The organism is Phragmitibacter flavus, from assembly GCF_005780165.1.
GTDB classification, from domain to species: domain Bacteria; phylum Verrucomicrobiota; class Verrucomicrobiia; order Verrucomicrobiales; family Verrucomicrobiaceae; genus Phragmitibacter; species Phragmitibacter flavus.
On the sequence record NZ_VAUV01000002.1, the window covers coordinates 47,169 to 62,308 of the forward strand.

The window sequence follows — 15,140 nt, forward strand, 5'->3', positions numbered from 1 at the left end:
CATGAGTCTGTTGCTCCAGTCGATTGTCCATGCGGGCGCGGATGATGCTGAGGCGGTGGCGACAGTGTTGAGGGATGCGACGTTGAGTGGTGAGTCGGCGATGGATGCGATTGCGGGTCGGCTGACCGTGGATGAAGCGGCTTTGCAGTGGGAGCTCGCGCAAAAGTTGGGATGTCAGTGGACACCTTCACCGCTTCCAGATTCGAGTCAGGGGGGCGAGTTGAAACGGGTTTTTCCGGCGCGGTTGGCGCTGCGCCATCGGGTGTTGCCGTTGAGATTGGAGCGCGTGGATGCGGATGCGGGTGGGACCGAAAATTTGCCAGCTCTGGTGCCGATGGGGAGCGGGGTCGGAGAGCAGGTTTTGGTGGTGGCGTGTTATGATCCGTTTGATCTGATGGCCCGGCAGGCGGTGGCGAGGGTGGTGCCGATGACGACGGTGTGGACGCTGGCTCCTCGCGATGAGGTGTTGAGGGGGATCCAGGCATTTTATGGGGTGGGGGCGGACACGTTTGATGATTTGTTGAGGAATCGGGATCTGGACGAGGACGATCTGCATCTGCGCGATGAGGCGAATGTGATCGACGCGGCGGATGATGCGGAGGCTTCGGTGGTGAAGTTCGTCAACCAGATCATCCGTGAGGCGTTGTCGCAGCGGGCAACGGACATTCATGTGGAGCCGTTGCGGGACAACCTGCGCATCCGGTATCGGGTGGATGGCGAGTTGCATGAGGCGTCGGTGCCGGAAAACATCAAGACCTTGCAGGCGTCGTTGCTGGCGAGGATCAAGGTGATGGCGAAGCTGGACATTGCGGAGAAGCGGCTGCCGCAGGATGGTCGCATCAACTTGAAGCTGGATGGTCATAGCATTGATGTCAGGGTGGCGTGCATCCCGAGTGTGGAGGGGGAGAGCATCAGTTTGCGTTTGCTGGGACAGGAGCGGTTCACTTTGGACAAGCTGGGGCTGACGCCGGAGTATCGGGCGAAGGTGGACACGCTTTTGGCGAAGCCGAACGGAATTGTGCTGGTGACGGGTCCGACGGGAAGCGGCAAGAGCACGACGCTTTACACGTTTCTTTCGCAGTTAAACAAGGTGAACCGGCGCATCGTGACGATTGAGGATCCGGTCGAGCACAAGCTGGACGGGGTGGTGCAGATTGCGGTGAAGCCGGAGATCAATCTGACCTTTGCGAGTGGCTTGCGGAGCATTTTGCGGGGTGATCCGAATGTGGTGATGGTGGGGGAGATTCGAGATTTGGAGACAGCGGAGATTGCGGTTCGGGCGTCGTTGACGGGGCATTTGGTGTTTTCGACGCTGCACACGAATGATGCGATCGGTGGCATCACGCGTTTGGTGGAGATGGGGGTGGAGCCATTTTTGGTGAGTTCATCGGTGCGGGCATTTTTGGCGCAACGGCTGGTGCGGAGTCTTTGTCCACATTGCAAAGAACCGGCGCATTACAGCAGGGAGCAACTGACGGCATGCAATTTCAGCGAAGGGATTGGGAGCACGCTTTTTGGGGCGTCGGTGGGCGGGTGTCAGGCTTGTCGCAGCACGGGATATTATGGCCGGCTGGCGATTTATGAGATTGTGATGGTGACGACGCCGATGCAGGATTTGATTTCGCGCAAGGCAAGTTCGAATGAGATGATGCGGCAGGCGCGTCGGGATGGATATGTGTCGATGCGTGAATATGGCTGGCGCAAGGTGCTGGACGGGATTACCACGGTGGAAGAGGTGATGAGGGTGACGAGCGAGGATTTTTTTGAATGATTGAGAACTGTCGGTAGGATTGGGGAGTTGAAGCCATGCCGGAATTTTATTACGAAGCCATTTCTGCATCGGGTCAGCGCAGCACCGGGACTCTGGAGGCGACGAATCGTGGGGAGGCGGTGCGCAAGTTGTCGAGACGAGGGTTGCAGCCATTCACGTTGAATGCATCGACGGGTGGGGGCGGTGAGACTGCCGTTGTATCGGCACCGGCGGCGTCGACGGGGAAATCGGTTGAGGTGAAGGCGAATGGGAAGGCGGAGAGCAAGACGGTGGGCTTGCCGACGGGATTGAAGTTAAAGCGGGCGCAGGTGATTCAGTTCACGGAGGAATTGTGTGATCTTTTGCATGCGGGATTGCAACTGGAGCAGGCGTTGCATGCGATGGAAAATCGCAGTTCGGAGTTGTCGAGGGACTTGGCGGTGGGGTTGCGGGCGCGGGTTAGGGATGGGGTGCCGTTTTCATTGGCGCTGGCGCAGGTGAGTCCGTCGTTTGGGGAGTTGTATTGCAATCTGGTCTCGGCGGGTGAAGCGAGCGGGGCGCTGGAATCGATTTTGCAGCGTCAGGTGCGCTATCTTAACCAGATGGAGGCGTTGCGGGCGAAGGTGATCAGTGCGTTGATTTATCCGGCGTTCATTGTGATGTCAGGGGTGGCGCTGGCGATTGTGTTCATCACTTATTTGCTGCCGAAGCTGGCGTTGTTGATCAAGAACACGCAGGGGGAGTTGCCGGCGATTGCGCAGTGGTTGCTGGGGTTCAGTGCGTTTTTAAAATCGTGGTGGTGGCTGCTGGTGATGCTGATGATTGGGGCGGCGGTGACGTGTCATGTGTTGTTTCAGGATCGGCGTCGGCTGGGGTGGTGGCATCGGGTGCAGTTGAATCTTCCGGTGTATGGTCCCGTGTTGCGCAGCCGGTTTGAGGTGCAGTTTTTGGAGACGCTGGGAAATTTGCTGGTGAACGGGTTGCCGTTGAACCGGGCCTTGGAGCTGGTGCGGCGGGCGACAATCAACTCGTATTTGCGGGAGCGGTTGGGACTGGTGGAGACGGCGGTTGGGGATGGTGGATCGTTGAGTCGCGCGATGGAGAAGGCGGATGTGGCACGACCCTTGGTGGTGGACATGGTGCGGGTGGGGGAGCAGACGGGCGAGATGGCGGAGGCGTTGCAGAAAGCGGCGACGCGGTTTGATGCGCAGTTGAGCAAATTGATTGATCGCGCGACGGCATTGATTCAACCGGTGATTGTGCTGGTGATGGCCGTGGCGGTGGGGTTGATGGCGTGGATGATGGTGAACGTGGTTTACGGGACGTTGGAGAACATTCGGAGCAGGTGAGATTGAAAGGATAAAGGCTAAAGGGAACAAGCAGCTGATGTGGGAGGTGGGAGGATGCACCACTTTTGGCGTTGAAAGTTCTTTTTTGTTCGATTGATGATGTCTGCTTGCAACGTGGGGGGCGGGCATTCTAGTATGAGGGCATGATTGTTGCTGTTCCCGTTTCCGCAAAGACTGCCTTAAAACGTGGCTTCACTCTGATGGAGATGATGCTGGTGCTTTTTATCATCGCGCTGATCGTGGGGGGCGGGGTGATGCTGATGCAGAACGTGGGGACGGATGCGGAGATTTCCAAGGCTCAGTCGGACATCCGGATGTGGGAGACCAACATGATCCGCTACAAAACCAAGGCGCTGATAATTCCGACACAGCAGCAGGGTTTGGAGGCGATGGTGACGCGGCCGACGGTGGATCCTAAACCGAAAAACTGGCTGCCAATGGCGAAGCCAGAGGCGCTGACAGATCCCTGGGGTCGGAAGTATCAGTATCGCAATCCTGGCAAACGCAATCCTTCGAGTTATGACATTTTTTCGGCGGGTCCGGATGGATTGGAAGATACGGAGGATGATGTGGGGAACTGGTGAGTGGAATGCGGAATGCGGAATTGATGTGTTTTGATGTTTGATGAACGCCTGCCAGTCATTCCCACATCGGCATTCCATCTTTCGCATTTCGAAGCGGGGTTTTACCCTGATGGAAATGACGCTGGTGATGCTGGTGATGGCATTGATCATTGGCATGGCGGCTTATAGTTTCGGTGGCGTGTCGGGTGAGGAGGTGTTGCGGCGTCCGGCTTCGGAGTTTCAAAAAATGGTGTTGGAATCGGTGCGAAGAGCTTCGCTTTACGAGAGGCCGCAGGTGATTGTTTTTGATAGACAGGGGTTCCTGTTTCGCTATCGCGGAGATCAGGATGCGGGCAGTTCGGATGGGGATGAGCAGGTCTGGCAGCGTCGGGTGGAGGTGCCGTTGGAGATGGTGGTGAAGCTGCGTCGCTGGGGGCAAAATCAGTTTGCTGCGGCACCGGGACAGCGGTTGGTGATTGCTCCTGGAGGATTGTGCGAGCCGTTGACGGTGCGTTTTGAGCATCTTGGATCGTGGCTGGAGTTGACGCTGGACCCATTGAGCGGCGGGGTGGCAGAGGAGGCCATGTTTGTGGCGGAGGACGGGACGTGATGAGGGCGAAGGAACGAGGGTTGAGGGATGGAAGCGGGTTCACCTTGCTGGAGGTGTTGCTGGCGTTGATGGTGTTTTCGATCGCAGTGGTGGCACTGGTGGAGGCAATCAATTTGAGTGGCTTGGCTTCGAGTGAGTCGCGATTGGAAGGTCGGGTGCAGGCGCGATTGGAAACGTTGTTGCTGGAGGCGACGCGGTTGTCGCAACTGGGTGGCACTGAGTTTCCGCCGGAGTTGGTGGACACGAAGGTGACGGAAGACGGGGTGGCATATCACATCCAAACGGTGGAGCTGGAGCTCGACAACATGGATGGTGAGCGGTTGACGGGGCTCTATGCGGCGCGGGTGACGGCGACTTGGCGGGAGTCGATGCAGACGCAAACGGCGGAGGCGGAGACGTGGTTTTGGCCGCCCTTATTTGCGGCGGAAAGGTGATTGCAAAATGAAGCTGCAACCTCACGTTCCACACCGGTGCCGCAAGCGCGCCTTCACCCTGCTGGAGATGGTGATGGTGATGTTTGTGCTGACGCTGTTGCTCGGGTCGATTTTCGCGATTGTTCGTGGGACGGTGCAATTGACGGATGAGCTGGCGGTGGTGCAGACTCGTGAGTCAAGGATGCATGGGTTGTCGCGTTTATGTGAGCGGATGTTTCGTCATCTTCCGGCGCAGGCGATGGTGAGATTGAGGAACAAGCAGATCGGCAGCCGGTATCTTTATCAACTGGCATTGGTGAATGTGCCGTCGCCGATGTCGGCAAGCGGGGAGGGGGCGGAGGTGAGTGTATTGGAAACCGACGAAGCGCCTGACGGATACTTGCGGCTGTTTTTAAGATCGCTGAATACGGAGCACGCGATGGCGTGGGAGCGTGGTGAGGGTGAGGCTGGGACGAGGTTGTTGTTGCTGGATCAGGTGGCGATGCTGGAGTGGCGATTTTTTAATCCGCGTAGTGGAGAATGGGAACCATTGTGGAATGAGGCGATGGCGTTGCCGCTGGAGGAACGCCGGGTGACCAATGCGCGGGAGGCGGTGATGACTCCGGAGGATTCGGCGGTGATGGCGGGTCAAACGGCAACGTCTGCAATGGGTGCGATGGAACGCGGTCAGCGTCCGCAGTTGATTGAATTGCGGGTGGCGGTGGGAGCTGAGGAACCGCAGCGGATGTTGTTCTGGGCACCGAATTTGAAGGCGCAGTAGAATCGCCCCCTTCGGTTATTTGATCTCACGGAGTTTGCCGCCGGAGCGCTGGGAGAGGCGGCGCCAGGTGGACTGGTCTTCGGGTTTCATTTCAAAACCGATGAAGTGGATGAGGACGGGTTTTTCGACGGTGTCCTGGAGGCGTTTGAGCTGGTCTTCAAATTCGTCGGCGGTGACGGTATGATTGCGGCTCGCCGGGGTGGTCTGTTGGAAGCTGCCGTCAGAGATGATGAAAATGGTGTCGGGCTTGAGGGTGAAGGCGAAATCGAGGACGAGGGGGAGTCCGTTCACGGGCGCGGTTTTGACGCCTTTGCCACTCGCGGCCATCATGCCGGTGTCGCTCCATTCGGTTTCAATCCACTGGCGGGCGAGGTCCTTGTTGGGGGGGCTCGCGACGAGGAGTTCCTCGGTGAAGGGTTTGTAGTTGCGCACGAACTGCACGATGGAGAAGCGGGCGTTGATGGGGAGTTTGTCGATAAGATTGATGGTCTCCTCCTTGATGCGGGCGAGGGGGATTCCGGCTTTGGTGGCTTTGTTGACGACGGAAGTGGAAACGTCGAAGATCAGAAGAATCCGGCTGCCTTCGGTTTTGAGTCCGAAGAAGCTGAGTCCGGTGCCACCGATGCCCCCGGAGCCGAGGGCACCACTGCCGGCTCCAGAGCCGAGTCCGGCGCTGCCGACGAGGCTGCTGATTTGATCGGAAACGATTTCGCTGGGATCGAGCGGCAGGAGCTGGTCCATGTCGATCTTGGGCATTTCCGGCAGAGCGAAGTTGGTGGGGCGGGTGCTGACGAGCCGGTCGTTGAAGGAGGGTTTGGGGGCGATGGCCTCGTTTTTGGCCATCGTCATTTTGTGATCGCGGGTTTGCACGGGAACACGAATTTCGCGGGGGATTTCAAAGGTGGCTTTGGGTTCGGCGAAGAACTTGGCAACGATGACCACGCCGGCGACGAACAGTCCGGCGAGGTGAACGACGATGGCACCAACGATGACGGAGCCGATGATGCCGCGCCGACGCTTTTTCTCGCGGGCGGATTCGTCAAGGGCGGTGATGCTGGCGGCGGGCATGGTTGGTTATTCAGGCTGGATGGAGTCGGCAAAGGTGACACCGGTGATGTTGGCCTTGGCGCAGGCGTTGAGCACGTCGACGACGCGCTGGTGCGGAACAACGTCGTCGGGGGCGAGAGTGACGAGGGCGCTGGCTTTGGCGGCGTCGGCAGATTTTTTGAAGCGGTCGAGATGGGCGACGAGCTGGGGAAGTTGCAGATCTTCGGGTGCGCCCATGGGTTGTTCATTGAGGACGACGGTGCCGTTGGGCTGGATTTCAATGCGTTGTTCGTCGGGGATCTCGACGGCTTCGTCCTGGGGGACGGCTCCGGGGAGGCCGAGGTTGATGTCGCTTTCCTGTTTGATGGGGCGGGCGCTGACCATGAAGAAAACGAGCAGGAGAAACACCATGTCGATCATGGGGCCCATTTGCATTTCTACAGGGGGATCTTTGCGTCGTCGGCGGCGGATCATGGGAGGGAAGTCGGAAGTGGGAAGTCGGAAGTGGGAAGTGGAGTTGGCTTAAGGGCGGCTGTAGCTGCCGAAGATGACGTTGGTGGCACCGGCTTCGGTGGCCATTTTCATGAAGTCGCGAATGGTTTTGGAGGGGGTGAGTTTATCGGCGCGAAGGTAGATGCGAAGTGGGGGGGCGTTGATGAAGCGCTGTTTGAGGTAGGCGTTGAGCTGGTCGCGGGTGACCTGGTCGTTGGCAATGTAGAAATTGCCTTCGGCGTCGAGGTTGATGATGTCGCGGTTGCTGAGGTCGTCGGGAGTGATGGCGGCGGAGGCAGCGGGAAGGGCGACGTCGAGTTTGACTTTTTCTTTGCTGATCTGGGTGGTGAGCATGAAAAAGATGAGCAGCAAAAAGGTCATGTCGATCATGGGGGTGATCTGGAAGCTGACGGGATCGTCCTGACGATGTTTGCGGCGAATCATGCGACTGATGATTGATGATTGATGATTTATGATTTATGATTTATGATTTATGATTTATGATTGTAGGGCGGGCTCGGTGGTTTCCGCTGGTGCGGGCGGGGTGGTTTCGGCGCGGGCGTCGTCTTCGGCGAGGGTGACGTCACCGGAGAAGATGTCGATGATGAAGGTGGCGTTTTTTTGGATGTCGGACATGGCGATGGTGAGCCGGCCTTTGAAAAAGAAATAGAGGAACATGGCGGGGATGCCAACGATGAGACCGGCGGCGGTGGTGGTCATGGCTTCACCAATGCCACCGGCGAGGTCGGAGGGTTCGGATTTGCCGGCGGAGAGCATGTCGAAGGAGGCAATCATGCCGGTGACGGTGCCAAGCAGGCCGAGCATGGGGGCGATGGTGGCGAAGACGTTCAGGTAGTTCACCCAGGTCATCTGTTTGGTTTCTTCGCGGTCAAGAGCGTCGGCGGCGGCTTGTTCCATGCTGGATTTGTTGGCGAGGTCGCGCTCGAAATTGATTTTGAGTAGGGAGGGGGAGATGATGTTGGAATAGGTGGAAGGGGCGCTTTCGCAGAGCTGGTAGGCAGAGTTGACATCTTTGTGACGGGCGAACTGGATCATGCTGGCGTGGGTGGTTTTGGGCATCATCTTTTTGGGGTTGATGGCGATGAAACAGTAAATGCCGGCGGCGATGGTGCCGATGGAGCACAACAGAATGATGTGCATGAGGGAGCCGCCAGTGTTGTAGAGGTCGAGAAGGCTTTTTTGCGCGACAACTTCCGGCTCGGGTGCGGTGGGTTCCTGGGCAACGAGGGCGGGGAGCAGGGTGAAGAGGACGAGCAGGATGGTGATGAGGGAGCGGGGCATGGTGGTTGAGGAGGGAGTAAAGGTGAGAGTCGAGGGCTGATGGTTGAGAGTCTGGGAATCAGGGTTTGGTCGGTGGGGGGCGTTCGTAGCGTTTGCGTCGGGTGATTTCGGGTTCGGTGCTGTCGTCCGGGGTGTCTTCGACAGGAGCCGGGGCAATTTCTTCTTCGACGTCGGTGGGTGGGGTGAGGGGAAGCTGGTGTTTGGTGAGAAAGGCGGTGGCTTGAGGAGTTTGGGAGGCGTTGGGGTAAAGTTGCAGGAGGTCGCGGGCGAGGGCGGCGGCGGAGGGGAGGTCCTGGTGATCGATGAAAAATTGCATGGCGAGGGCGATGCCTTCGGAGGCAGGGGATTCGAGGGTTCCGTAAAAGAGGGAGGGGGTGAGGCAGTGGTCGATGAGGGTGTGGAACAGGTCGTTGCGGGTCGGGCGGATGAGGTCGTCGTCCTGCCAGCGGGGATTGTCGGTTTCGAGCTGGGTGAGTTCTTTGTGGGCAAGCTTGGCGAGAATGAGATGGGTGCTGGCGGCCTGGGCGGGATCGAGATCGGGCGTGGCGAGGAAGGCTTTGGCGGCGGCGCGGGTTTCTTCGGGTCGATTGCGAATGGCGAGGGCCTGGAGGTGGAGGATTTTGGCCTGCTGGCGGCGGGCGGGGTTCCAGTCGCTGGTAATGATGGTGTCAATGATGGGGAGGGCCTGGCCCTGTGCGGCAGGGTCGGGGTTTTGCAGGAGGGCCTGGATGTAGAGGAGGCCGAGGTCGCCGACGGGATGGTTCGGGTGTTTGATAAGGGGGAAAAATTTTTGCCATTGGGTAGCGAACTTGGGGGTGTCGACGACAGGCTTGGTGGATTTGAGAAGGGATTGAAATTCGGAATCCATGGCGAAGTCGACATGGCTGACTTCAGTCCAGGGGACGTCGCGTTTGAGGAGGCCAGCACCGGTGGGGGCGCGGTATTCGATGCTGATCGTAGCGTCGGTGATGTCGAGAACGCGGCAGGAAACGCGGGCACCGTTCTTTAGATTGAGGATGTCGGTGGGAGGCGGGGATGGTTGCTGGGCGTTGACGTGAGACAAGAAACTGAGGGCGAGCAAGAGCCACAGCAAAAATGCGGAATGCGGATTTCGGAATGGAGAATGCGGAAACACGTTAGCGATTTACTTTTCGAGTTTGGTTTCCTGAACGGGGGCGTTGTTCTGGAAGCGCCATTGAGGGTTGCGCTGGTTGAGAAGTTGGATGGCGTCTTGCTGTTGGGATTGGGCGACGAGGTCGGGGCGCTGCGCGAGTTCGAGGTAAACTTCGAGGGCCTTGTCGGGCTGGTTGAGCCGGTCGAGAGCTTGGGCGCGCTGCCAGTAGGCGGAGGCGACTTCGGGAAGATATCGTCCGTAGGAAAGATAGACGCGCTCGAAATAGGCGGTGGCTTTGAGGTCGTTTTTGCTTTGGACGAGAAGTTCGCCGAGGTTGAGAAGGGTTTGGGCTTTGATCTGCCTTGGGGCGGTGGGCATTTCGAGGACTTTTTCGTATTCGGCCTGTGCCTCGGCATAGCGATTTTTGTCGCGATGGAGCTGGGCTTTGATTTGGTAGACTTGCGCTAGGAGGCTGGATCCGAGGGTTTCTTTTTCGAAGCGCTGAAAGTGTTTGAGGGCCTCGTCGGGTTGTTTTTGGGTGAGGGCGATCATGCCGAGGCCGAAGTAAGCACGGTCTTTTTCAAGGGCGCGCGGATGCCACTTGCGGAGGTCGGTGTAAAGCTCGCGGGCGGGGTCGAGCTGGTTGGCTTGACGGAGGGCGTCGGCGATGTCGGCGCTGATGAGGGGGGCGTGAATTTTGGGGTCGAGCGTGGGCCGGAGGGAGATAAGGAGTTTTTGGGCGGCGTCGGGGTCGGTTTTCTGGACGAGATTGGCTTTGGCCCAGGTGGCTCGAAGGGTGAGAGTGGGGTTGGAGTCGGTGGAATTGGCGATCAGGGCCTCGAGTTCTTTGGAGAGTTGCTCGCGGCCGTCTTCGCCTGGATAGAGTTTGGTGAGGGCGGTGAGGATGGATTCAATACCGGTGATTTCGGGATTGGGCCCGTATTGGTCGATGGTTTTCCAGTAGGTCTGGCGGGCAAGGTCGCGGTCGCCGGAGGTGTCGTGGGTCCAGCCGATCCAGTAAACGGCTTCACCGATGCGCTGGCTTTTGGGATGGTCGGCGATGAAGGTTTGAAAGTGGTCGCGCAGAGTATCGAAGCGCTCAGCAAGCTTGTAGATGTTGCCGACACGAAATTGGGCGTCTTCGAAGAATTTGGGGTTGGCGTCGCGGTCGATGGTGAGGTAGGCGGCGATGGCTTCGTCGATTTTGCCTTCGGAGCCGAGGGCGTCGCCGAGCAGGAGTTTGGCCTCCTCGGCAAACTGGGTGCCGCGATGTTCGTCGATGAACTGGCGGAGTTCGGTGATGGCGAGGGGGTAGTCGGCCAGGGCAAAGGTGGCGTGGGCGATGCGGAATTTGGCGTCGGGCCGGTAGCGTGGATGGTCGGTGTAGCGGGCGAGGTGCTCCTGCATGTGTTGACGAGCCTTTTCGTGCTGTTTGTCGAAGGAGAGGGCCATGCCGGTCCAGTAGTGGGTGTCTTCGATGATGTCGCTGTCGGGGTAGCGTCGGGCGGTTTCGTTGAAGGCGTCGATGGCTTCGAGATTGAGGTCCTGTTCGAGGAGGGTGATGCCTTCCATGAAGAGGGCGCGCGGGGCGAGTTCGTGGTCGGGGAATTTATTGTGAACGGTGGTGAAGGCGAGTTCGGCTTCGTAGGGCTGACGGTCGGAGTGGAAGGCGGTGGCGCGCAGGAAGTGAACGGTGGGGATGTTGGCCTGATTCTCTGGAGTGTTGAATTTTTCGAGGTAGGTGTCGGCGGCGGCGATGGCGTTGGGCCAGCGTTCGACTTGCAGCCAGCACTGGATGAGGTTGAGGCTGGCGGCGATGACGATGTCGTCGACGGGCATGTTTTGCAGCATGTCGTCGAGAATGAGGGCGGCTTCGCGGTATCGGTAGAGGCCCTGGTAGGCGGTGGCAACGCGGAGGCGCAGGGCGGAGTCGAAGTTGGGGATGGATTCGAAGTTTTTGATCTCGCGTTCGATGCGCGTGATGAGGCCGTCGTATTGAAAGGCGAGGTATTCCTGGGCGGGATTTTTCTGGACCTGGGCGAGGCGGGTTTTGAAGTTGGCGAGGGAGGTTTGCTGATGGGCGAGCAGGCGTTTTTTGGGCCAGATGCGCTGGAGGCAGGCGATGGAGTCGTAGAATCGCTCCTGTTCGAGGAGCTTGGCGCCGAGCTGTAGGGAAAGGGTTTGAAAGGCAACGATCTGGCTGATCTCTTCGAGTCGGGTGAAGGTTTCCTTGACGAGTTGAAGGGCGGTGTTGTCGTCGTTGGAGGCGAGAAGACTGTGGAGTCGCAGGACGGTGGCGCGTCCGGCGGCTTCGCGATTGAGCTGGCGGAGATTGGGGATTTGTTCACCGAGGAATTGGGCCGCGGCGGGGTGGTCTTCTTTGAGAATGAGGCAGACGGCGTGGAGGATGATGGCTTCGACGCGGCGCCCGTTGTGGATGGATCGGTGAGCCGGAGGGAGGCTAATTACATAGGGAAGTTTGCCGCTGTGGAATTCGTTGAAGGCGGCGAGGGCGGGGTCGTGGGCTTCGGTTTGGAGATGGCAGATGCCGCGCCAGAAGGCGAGTTCGTCGGCAGAGACGGGATCCAGGACGGGATCCTTGAGGGTTTCTTCGAGGAGTTCGAGGGTGTCGGCGTATTTTTTCTGGCGCAGTTTGCTGATGACCAGCAGGGGCTTCATTTTGCGCGAGGTGTCGGCAGCCTCGGGGGTGCCGCCGTAGGTGTCGATGAAGGATTGGAAGAGGGATTCGGCCTGGGGCCAGTCGCCCGCATCATAAGCGCCACGGGCGGCGCTGAGCAGTTCGTTGGCAGTCAGTTGGGTGGGGTCGGGAGCGGGTTGCTGCGCGGAGAGGCTGCCGATGGAGGCGAAACCGAGACAGAGGACGGCGATGATTGGGGGTATGGAGGCAGGGGAACGCAGCATGAGAATGCGGGTGTTCAATTGCTTAGGCGGACAATGACGCAGGTGGCAAGCCAAGAGAAGCGAAATTTTCGCCATGAAATGCGCAATGCCGAAGAAAGTGGCGGGCGCGGGGTCTGGTGGGGGTAAAAACCTTGCTTGCGAAGTGCTGGTGATTTGACATTGGGCGGGGTCTCGACTTGTATCGGCTGACCATGCCAAAAACCACGCTTTCCACAGAAGAAGTCACCTCCATGTTGTTGCTGGTGTGCGACCGGGTGATCGCCGCCGAACCTGAACTTTCCGAAGCGGATCGCAATTTGGGGGATGGAGATCACGGACTGGGCATGCAGCGTGGCATGACGGCAGCAAAGGAGAAATTGACGAGCGCACCTCAGGAGAGTGTGGACAAGGCTTTCTCAGCCGTGGGCATGGCAATGATGAGCAGCATGGGCGGGGCGAGCGGTGCCATTTTTGGGACTTTTTTCCGAAATGGCGGCAAGGCTTTGCAGGGTCGCGGTGAGTTGGACGCGCAGGGGTTGGCGTTGTTTTTGCAGGCGGGTGTCGATGGGGTGAAGTCGCGCGGTGGAGCAGCGGTGGGCGACAAAACGACGGTGGATGCGATGGAACCGGCGGCAGTTGCGGCGGCGGAGCACTCGGGTGGTTCGCTGGCGGATGCGATTACAGCGGCAAGCAAAGGGGCCGAGGGTGGGAAAGAGGCGACCAAAGCCATGGTGGCGAAGTTTGGTCGTGCGAAGACTTTGGGTGAAGGGGCAATCGGGTTCCCTGACGCCGGCGCGATTTCGGTGACGGTGATCATCGACGCGATGCGTGATTTTGTGTTGGACTCGTAAATTCGCGCGGGGAACAGCGATCAACAACCAATTGGCAGGTTGAACGTGGGCACCGACCTGCCGTGGGTTGTATCCCACGGATACTGTCGGGCAAGGGATTACGGTTAGATCGCGACGATGCTGCTGACGGCGATGAAGAAGCGTGCGGAGCTTTGATACTGCTTTTGCAGATAGTCTCTGAGGGCGTCCTGCCAGTTGCGCGGGACGATGGAAGAGAGTTTGGTGTATTTTGAGGTGTCGAAGGCGGTGAATTCGGGGCGTTCGGCTTTGAAGATGGGGAAGTCGGCGCGATACAGGGCGTCGACTTTGGTGGCCTTGAGGGGAAGGCCAAGTTCGGCGGCGATGTCGAGGGTGGCCTGACCGTAGGCCTGCCAGTTGGTGCTGCCGGAGTTGCTGAGATGAAGCAGGCCGCAATAACGGTTGTCGCTGAGCATGGGTTCGATCCACGAGGCGAGGTCTTCGCTGTAGGTGGGGCAGGATACTTTGTCGGCGATGGCGGCGACGTGATCCTGGGCAAGGGCATTTTTGAGGATCATGTCCGGGAAGCTGGGGCGGTCGGGTCCGAACAGCCAGGAAACGCGGATGACAAGGAAATGGGGAGAGACTTTGAGGACGGCGGTTTCGCCGGCGAGTTTGGTTTTGCCGTAAACGCTGAGGGGATTCGGAGGCTCGGTCTCGGTGAGCGCCAGGTTTTTCCTGCCGTCGAACACGTAGTCGGTGCTGATGTGGATCAGCCGTGCGCCTTTTTCCGCACAGATCTGGGCGAGGATTTTCGGGGTCTCCGCATTGCAGAGCCTGGCTTCTTCGGGTTGATCTTCGCATTGGTCGACGTTGGTAAGGCCGGCGGTGTAGATCAGGGTGTCGAACTCGAGCGGCGCGAGAGTGGGACGCAGGGTGTCGACCTTGGTGACATCGAGATCGGTCCTCCGCAGGGCGGTGACTTGATGATCTTGGCGGTAGTGCCTGGCGAGGGCGGCTCCCATGCGGCCGCCAGCGCCGACGATGAGAATGTTGTTCTTCCCGGATGATTCAGGCATGTCGTCCTTTAAAGGTGAGTTCGGCGATTCCGCTTTTGTCGAGACCGCCCAGGCCGAGGGTAACCATTTTTTGATATTGGGCCTGTGTGGCCGCGTTGAGAGGGAGATTGAGTCCTTGTTCGAGGGCGACCTGGGCGGCGATGCCGCTGTCTTTGGCGGCGTGTTCGGCGCTGAACCAGCAGTCGTGGGAGCGGGTGGCCATGTCTTCGCCGTCGGTTTCGAGGACGCGGGAGTTGGCACCGGTCTGTGAGAAGACTTCGCGGATGAGGTCGAGATCGTGACCGAGCGCGGCGGCGAGTCCAAGGCCTTCGGCGAGGCCGGCGGTGTTGATGTTCATGACCATGTTGACGAGTGCCTTGACTTCAGCAGCACGACCCGCGCCACCAATGAAGCGACGGTTGATGCTGAGGTCTTCGATGATGGGCTGGACTTCGTTGTAGATGGCTTCGTCGCCAGCGAGCATGAGATAGAGTTTTCCTTCTCGTGCCTGGCTGATGCTGGAGGCCATGGAGGCTTCGAGGGAATGGGCACCGACCGCTTTGGCGGCGTCGTAAGTTTCGCGATGGGCTTGTGGACTGAGGGTGGCGCAGTTGATGAAAATTTTGCCGCCGGCATTGGTCAGCAGGCTGTCGCCGCTGGAGGCGAAAATGGCGCGCTGCGAGGCGTCGTTGGTGACAACGGTGAAGATGACATCGGCTCTGGCGGTGACGTCAGCAAGGGTGGTGGCGTGCTGGCAGCCGAGTTCGGTGGCGAGGGTGCTGGCCCCTTCGGTGTGGGTGTCGAACACGGCGCTGATGGTGTAGCCGCGGTCTTTGAGGCGGCGGGCCATGTTGGCTCCCATGCGGCCAACTCCGACAAATGCGATGGTTTTGCTGCTCATGATATTAGGTGAGGAAGGTAGGAAGGGGGTGGTGCGATGGTTTGTCGGTT

Annotated in this window: 15 protein-coding genes; 7 read left to right on the plus strand and 8 right to left on the minus strand. The window is 59.0% G+C overall.

All coding sequences use genetic code 11. The features are described 5' to 3' along the window. Position 1 precedes the first annotated feature (1 nt). From FEM03_RS02160 to FEM03_RS02185, 6 genes are all read left to right on the plus strand, one after another. On the plus strand, positions 2-1,771 hold the full coding sequence (locus tag FEM03_RS02160; protein ID WP_138084538.1) for a GspE/PulE family protein: 1,770 nt from the start codon (positions 2-4) through the stop codon (positions 1,769-1,771). A 35-nt stretch (positions 1,772-1,806) separates the two neighbouring features. Then, positions 1,807-3,099: a type II secretion system F family protein gene (locus FEM03_RS02165; RefSeq protein ID WP_138084539.1), complete on the plus strand. Its 1,293-nt coding sequence runs from the start codon at positions 1,807-1,809 to the stop codon at positions 3,097-3,099. Between the two features lie 143 nt (positions 3,100-3,242). After that, positions 3,243-3,683 (plus strand): type II secretion system major pseudopilin GspG, encoded by a 441-nt coding sequence (gene gspG / locus FEM03_RS02170; protein ID WP_138084540.1) that lies wholly within the window; start codon positions 3,243-3,245, stop codon positions 3,681-3,683. Positions 3,684-3,723: 40 nt separating this feature from the next. Then, positions 3,724-4,272 (plus strand): prepilin-type N-terminal cleavage/methylation domain-containing protein, encoded by a 549-nt coding sequence (locus FEM03_RS02175; protein ID WP_138084541.1) that lies wholly within the window; start codon positions 3,724-3,726, stop codon positions 4,270-4,272. After that, positions 4,272-4,706 (plus strand): type IV pilus modification PilV family protein, encoded by a 435-nt coding sequence (locus tag FEM03_RS02180; protein WP_240772658.1) that lies wholly within the window; start codon positions 4,272-4,274, stop codon positions 4,704-4,706. The genes FEM03_RS02175 and FEM03_RS02180 overlap by 1 nt, the downstream gene beginning before the upstream one ends. A gap of 7 nt (positions 4,707-4,713) precedes the next feature. Next, positions 4,714-5,466 carry a PulJ/GspJ family protein gene (locus tag FEM03_RS02185; RefSeq protein ID WP_138084543.1) on the plus strand — a complete coding sequence of 251 codons (753 nt, stop codon included), beginning with the start codon at positions 4,714-4,716 and terminating at the stop codon, positions 5,464-5,466. Between the two features lie 15 nt (positions 5,467-5,481). Here FEM03_RS02185 and FEM03_RS02190 read toward each other — a convergent pair whose 3' ends face one another. The 6 genes from FEM03_RS02190 to FEM03_RS02215 all read right to left on the minus strand — a co-directional run bounded on the left by FEM03_RS02190 (position 5,482) and on the right by FEM03_RS02215 (position 12,343). Then, positions 5,482-6,534 carry a vWA domain-containing protein gene (locus FEM03_RS02190; protein WP_138084544.1) on the minus strand — a complete coding sequence of 351 codons (1,053 nt, stop codon included), beginning with the start codon at positions 6,532-6,534 and terminating at the stop codon, positions 5,482-5,484. Between the two features lie 6 nt (positions 6,535-6,540). Further along, entirely contained in the window at positions 6,541-6,987 is a 447-nt protein-coding gene (locus FEM03_RS02195) for an ExbD/TolR family protein (protein WP_138084545.1), read from the minus strand. A gap of 48 nt (positions 6,988-7,035) precedes the next feature. Continuing rightward, positions 7,036-7,449 (minus strand): ExbD/TolR family protein, encoded by a 414-nt coding sequence (locus tag FEM03_RS02200; protein WP_138084546.1) that lies wholly within the window; start codon positions 7,447-7,449, stop codon positions 7,036-7,038. Between the two features lie 54 nt (positions 7,450-7,503). After that, positions 7,504-8,307, minus strand: coding sequence for a MotA/TolQ/ExbB proton channel family protein (locus FEM03_RS02205; RefSeq protein WP_138084547.1), 804 nt, complete (start codon positions 8,305-8,307; stop codon positions 7,504-7,506). Positions 8,308-8,365: 58 nt separating this feature from the next. Continuing rightward, complete coding sequence (locus FEM03_RS02210) at positions 8,366-9,370, minus strand: hypothetical protein (protein ID WP_138084548.1); 1,005 nt, start codon at positions 9,368-9,370, stop codon at positions 8,366-8,368. An 81-nt stretch (positions 9,371-9,451) separates the two neighbouring features. After that, on the minus strand, positions 9,452-12,343 hold the full coding sequence (locus tag FEM03_RS02215) for a tetratricopeptide repeat protein (RefSeq protein ID WP_166442555.1): 2,892 nt from the start codon (positions 12,341-12,343) through the stop codon (positions 9,452-9,454). A 191-nt stretch (positions 12,344-12,534) separates the two neighbouring features. Here FEM03_RS02215 and dhaL point away from each other — a divergent pair, with 191 nt between their 5' ends. Continuing rightward, the gene (gene dhaL / locus FEM03_RS02220; RefSeq protein ID WP_206170806.1) at positions 12,535-13,173 is read left to right on the plus strand and encodes a dihydroxyacetone kinase subunit DhaL; all 639 of its coding nucleotides are present in this window, start codon (positions 12,535-12,537) and stop codon (positions 13,171-13,173) included. A gap of 104 nt (positions 13,174-13,277) precedes the next feature. Here dhaL and rfbD read toward each other — a convergent pair whose 3' ends face one another. Together rfbD and FEM03_RS02230 are read right to left on the minus strand one after the other, a co-directional pair. Continuing rightward, entirely contained in the window at positions 13,278-14,210 is a 933-nt protein-coding gene (gene rfbD / locus FEM03_RS02225; protein WP_138084550.1) for a dTDP-4-dehydrorhamnose reductase, read from the minus strand. Continuing rightward, positions 14,203-15,090: an NAD(P)-dependent oxidoreductase gene (locus tag FEM03_RS02230; protein ID WP_138084551.1), complete on the minus strand. Its 888-nt coding sequence runs from the start codon at positions 15,088-15,090 to the stop codon at positions 14,203-14,205. Before FEM03_RS02230 ends, rfbD begins: the two co-directional genes overlap by 8 nt. Between the last annotated feature and the right edge of the window lie 50 nt (positions 15,091-15,140).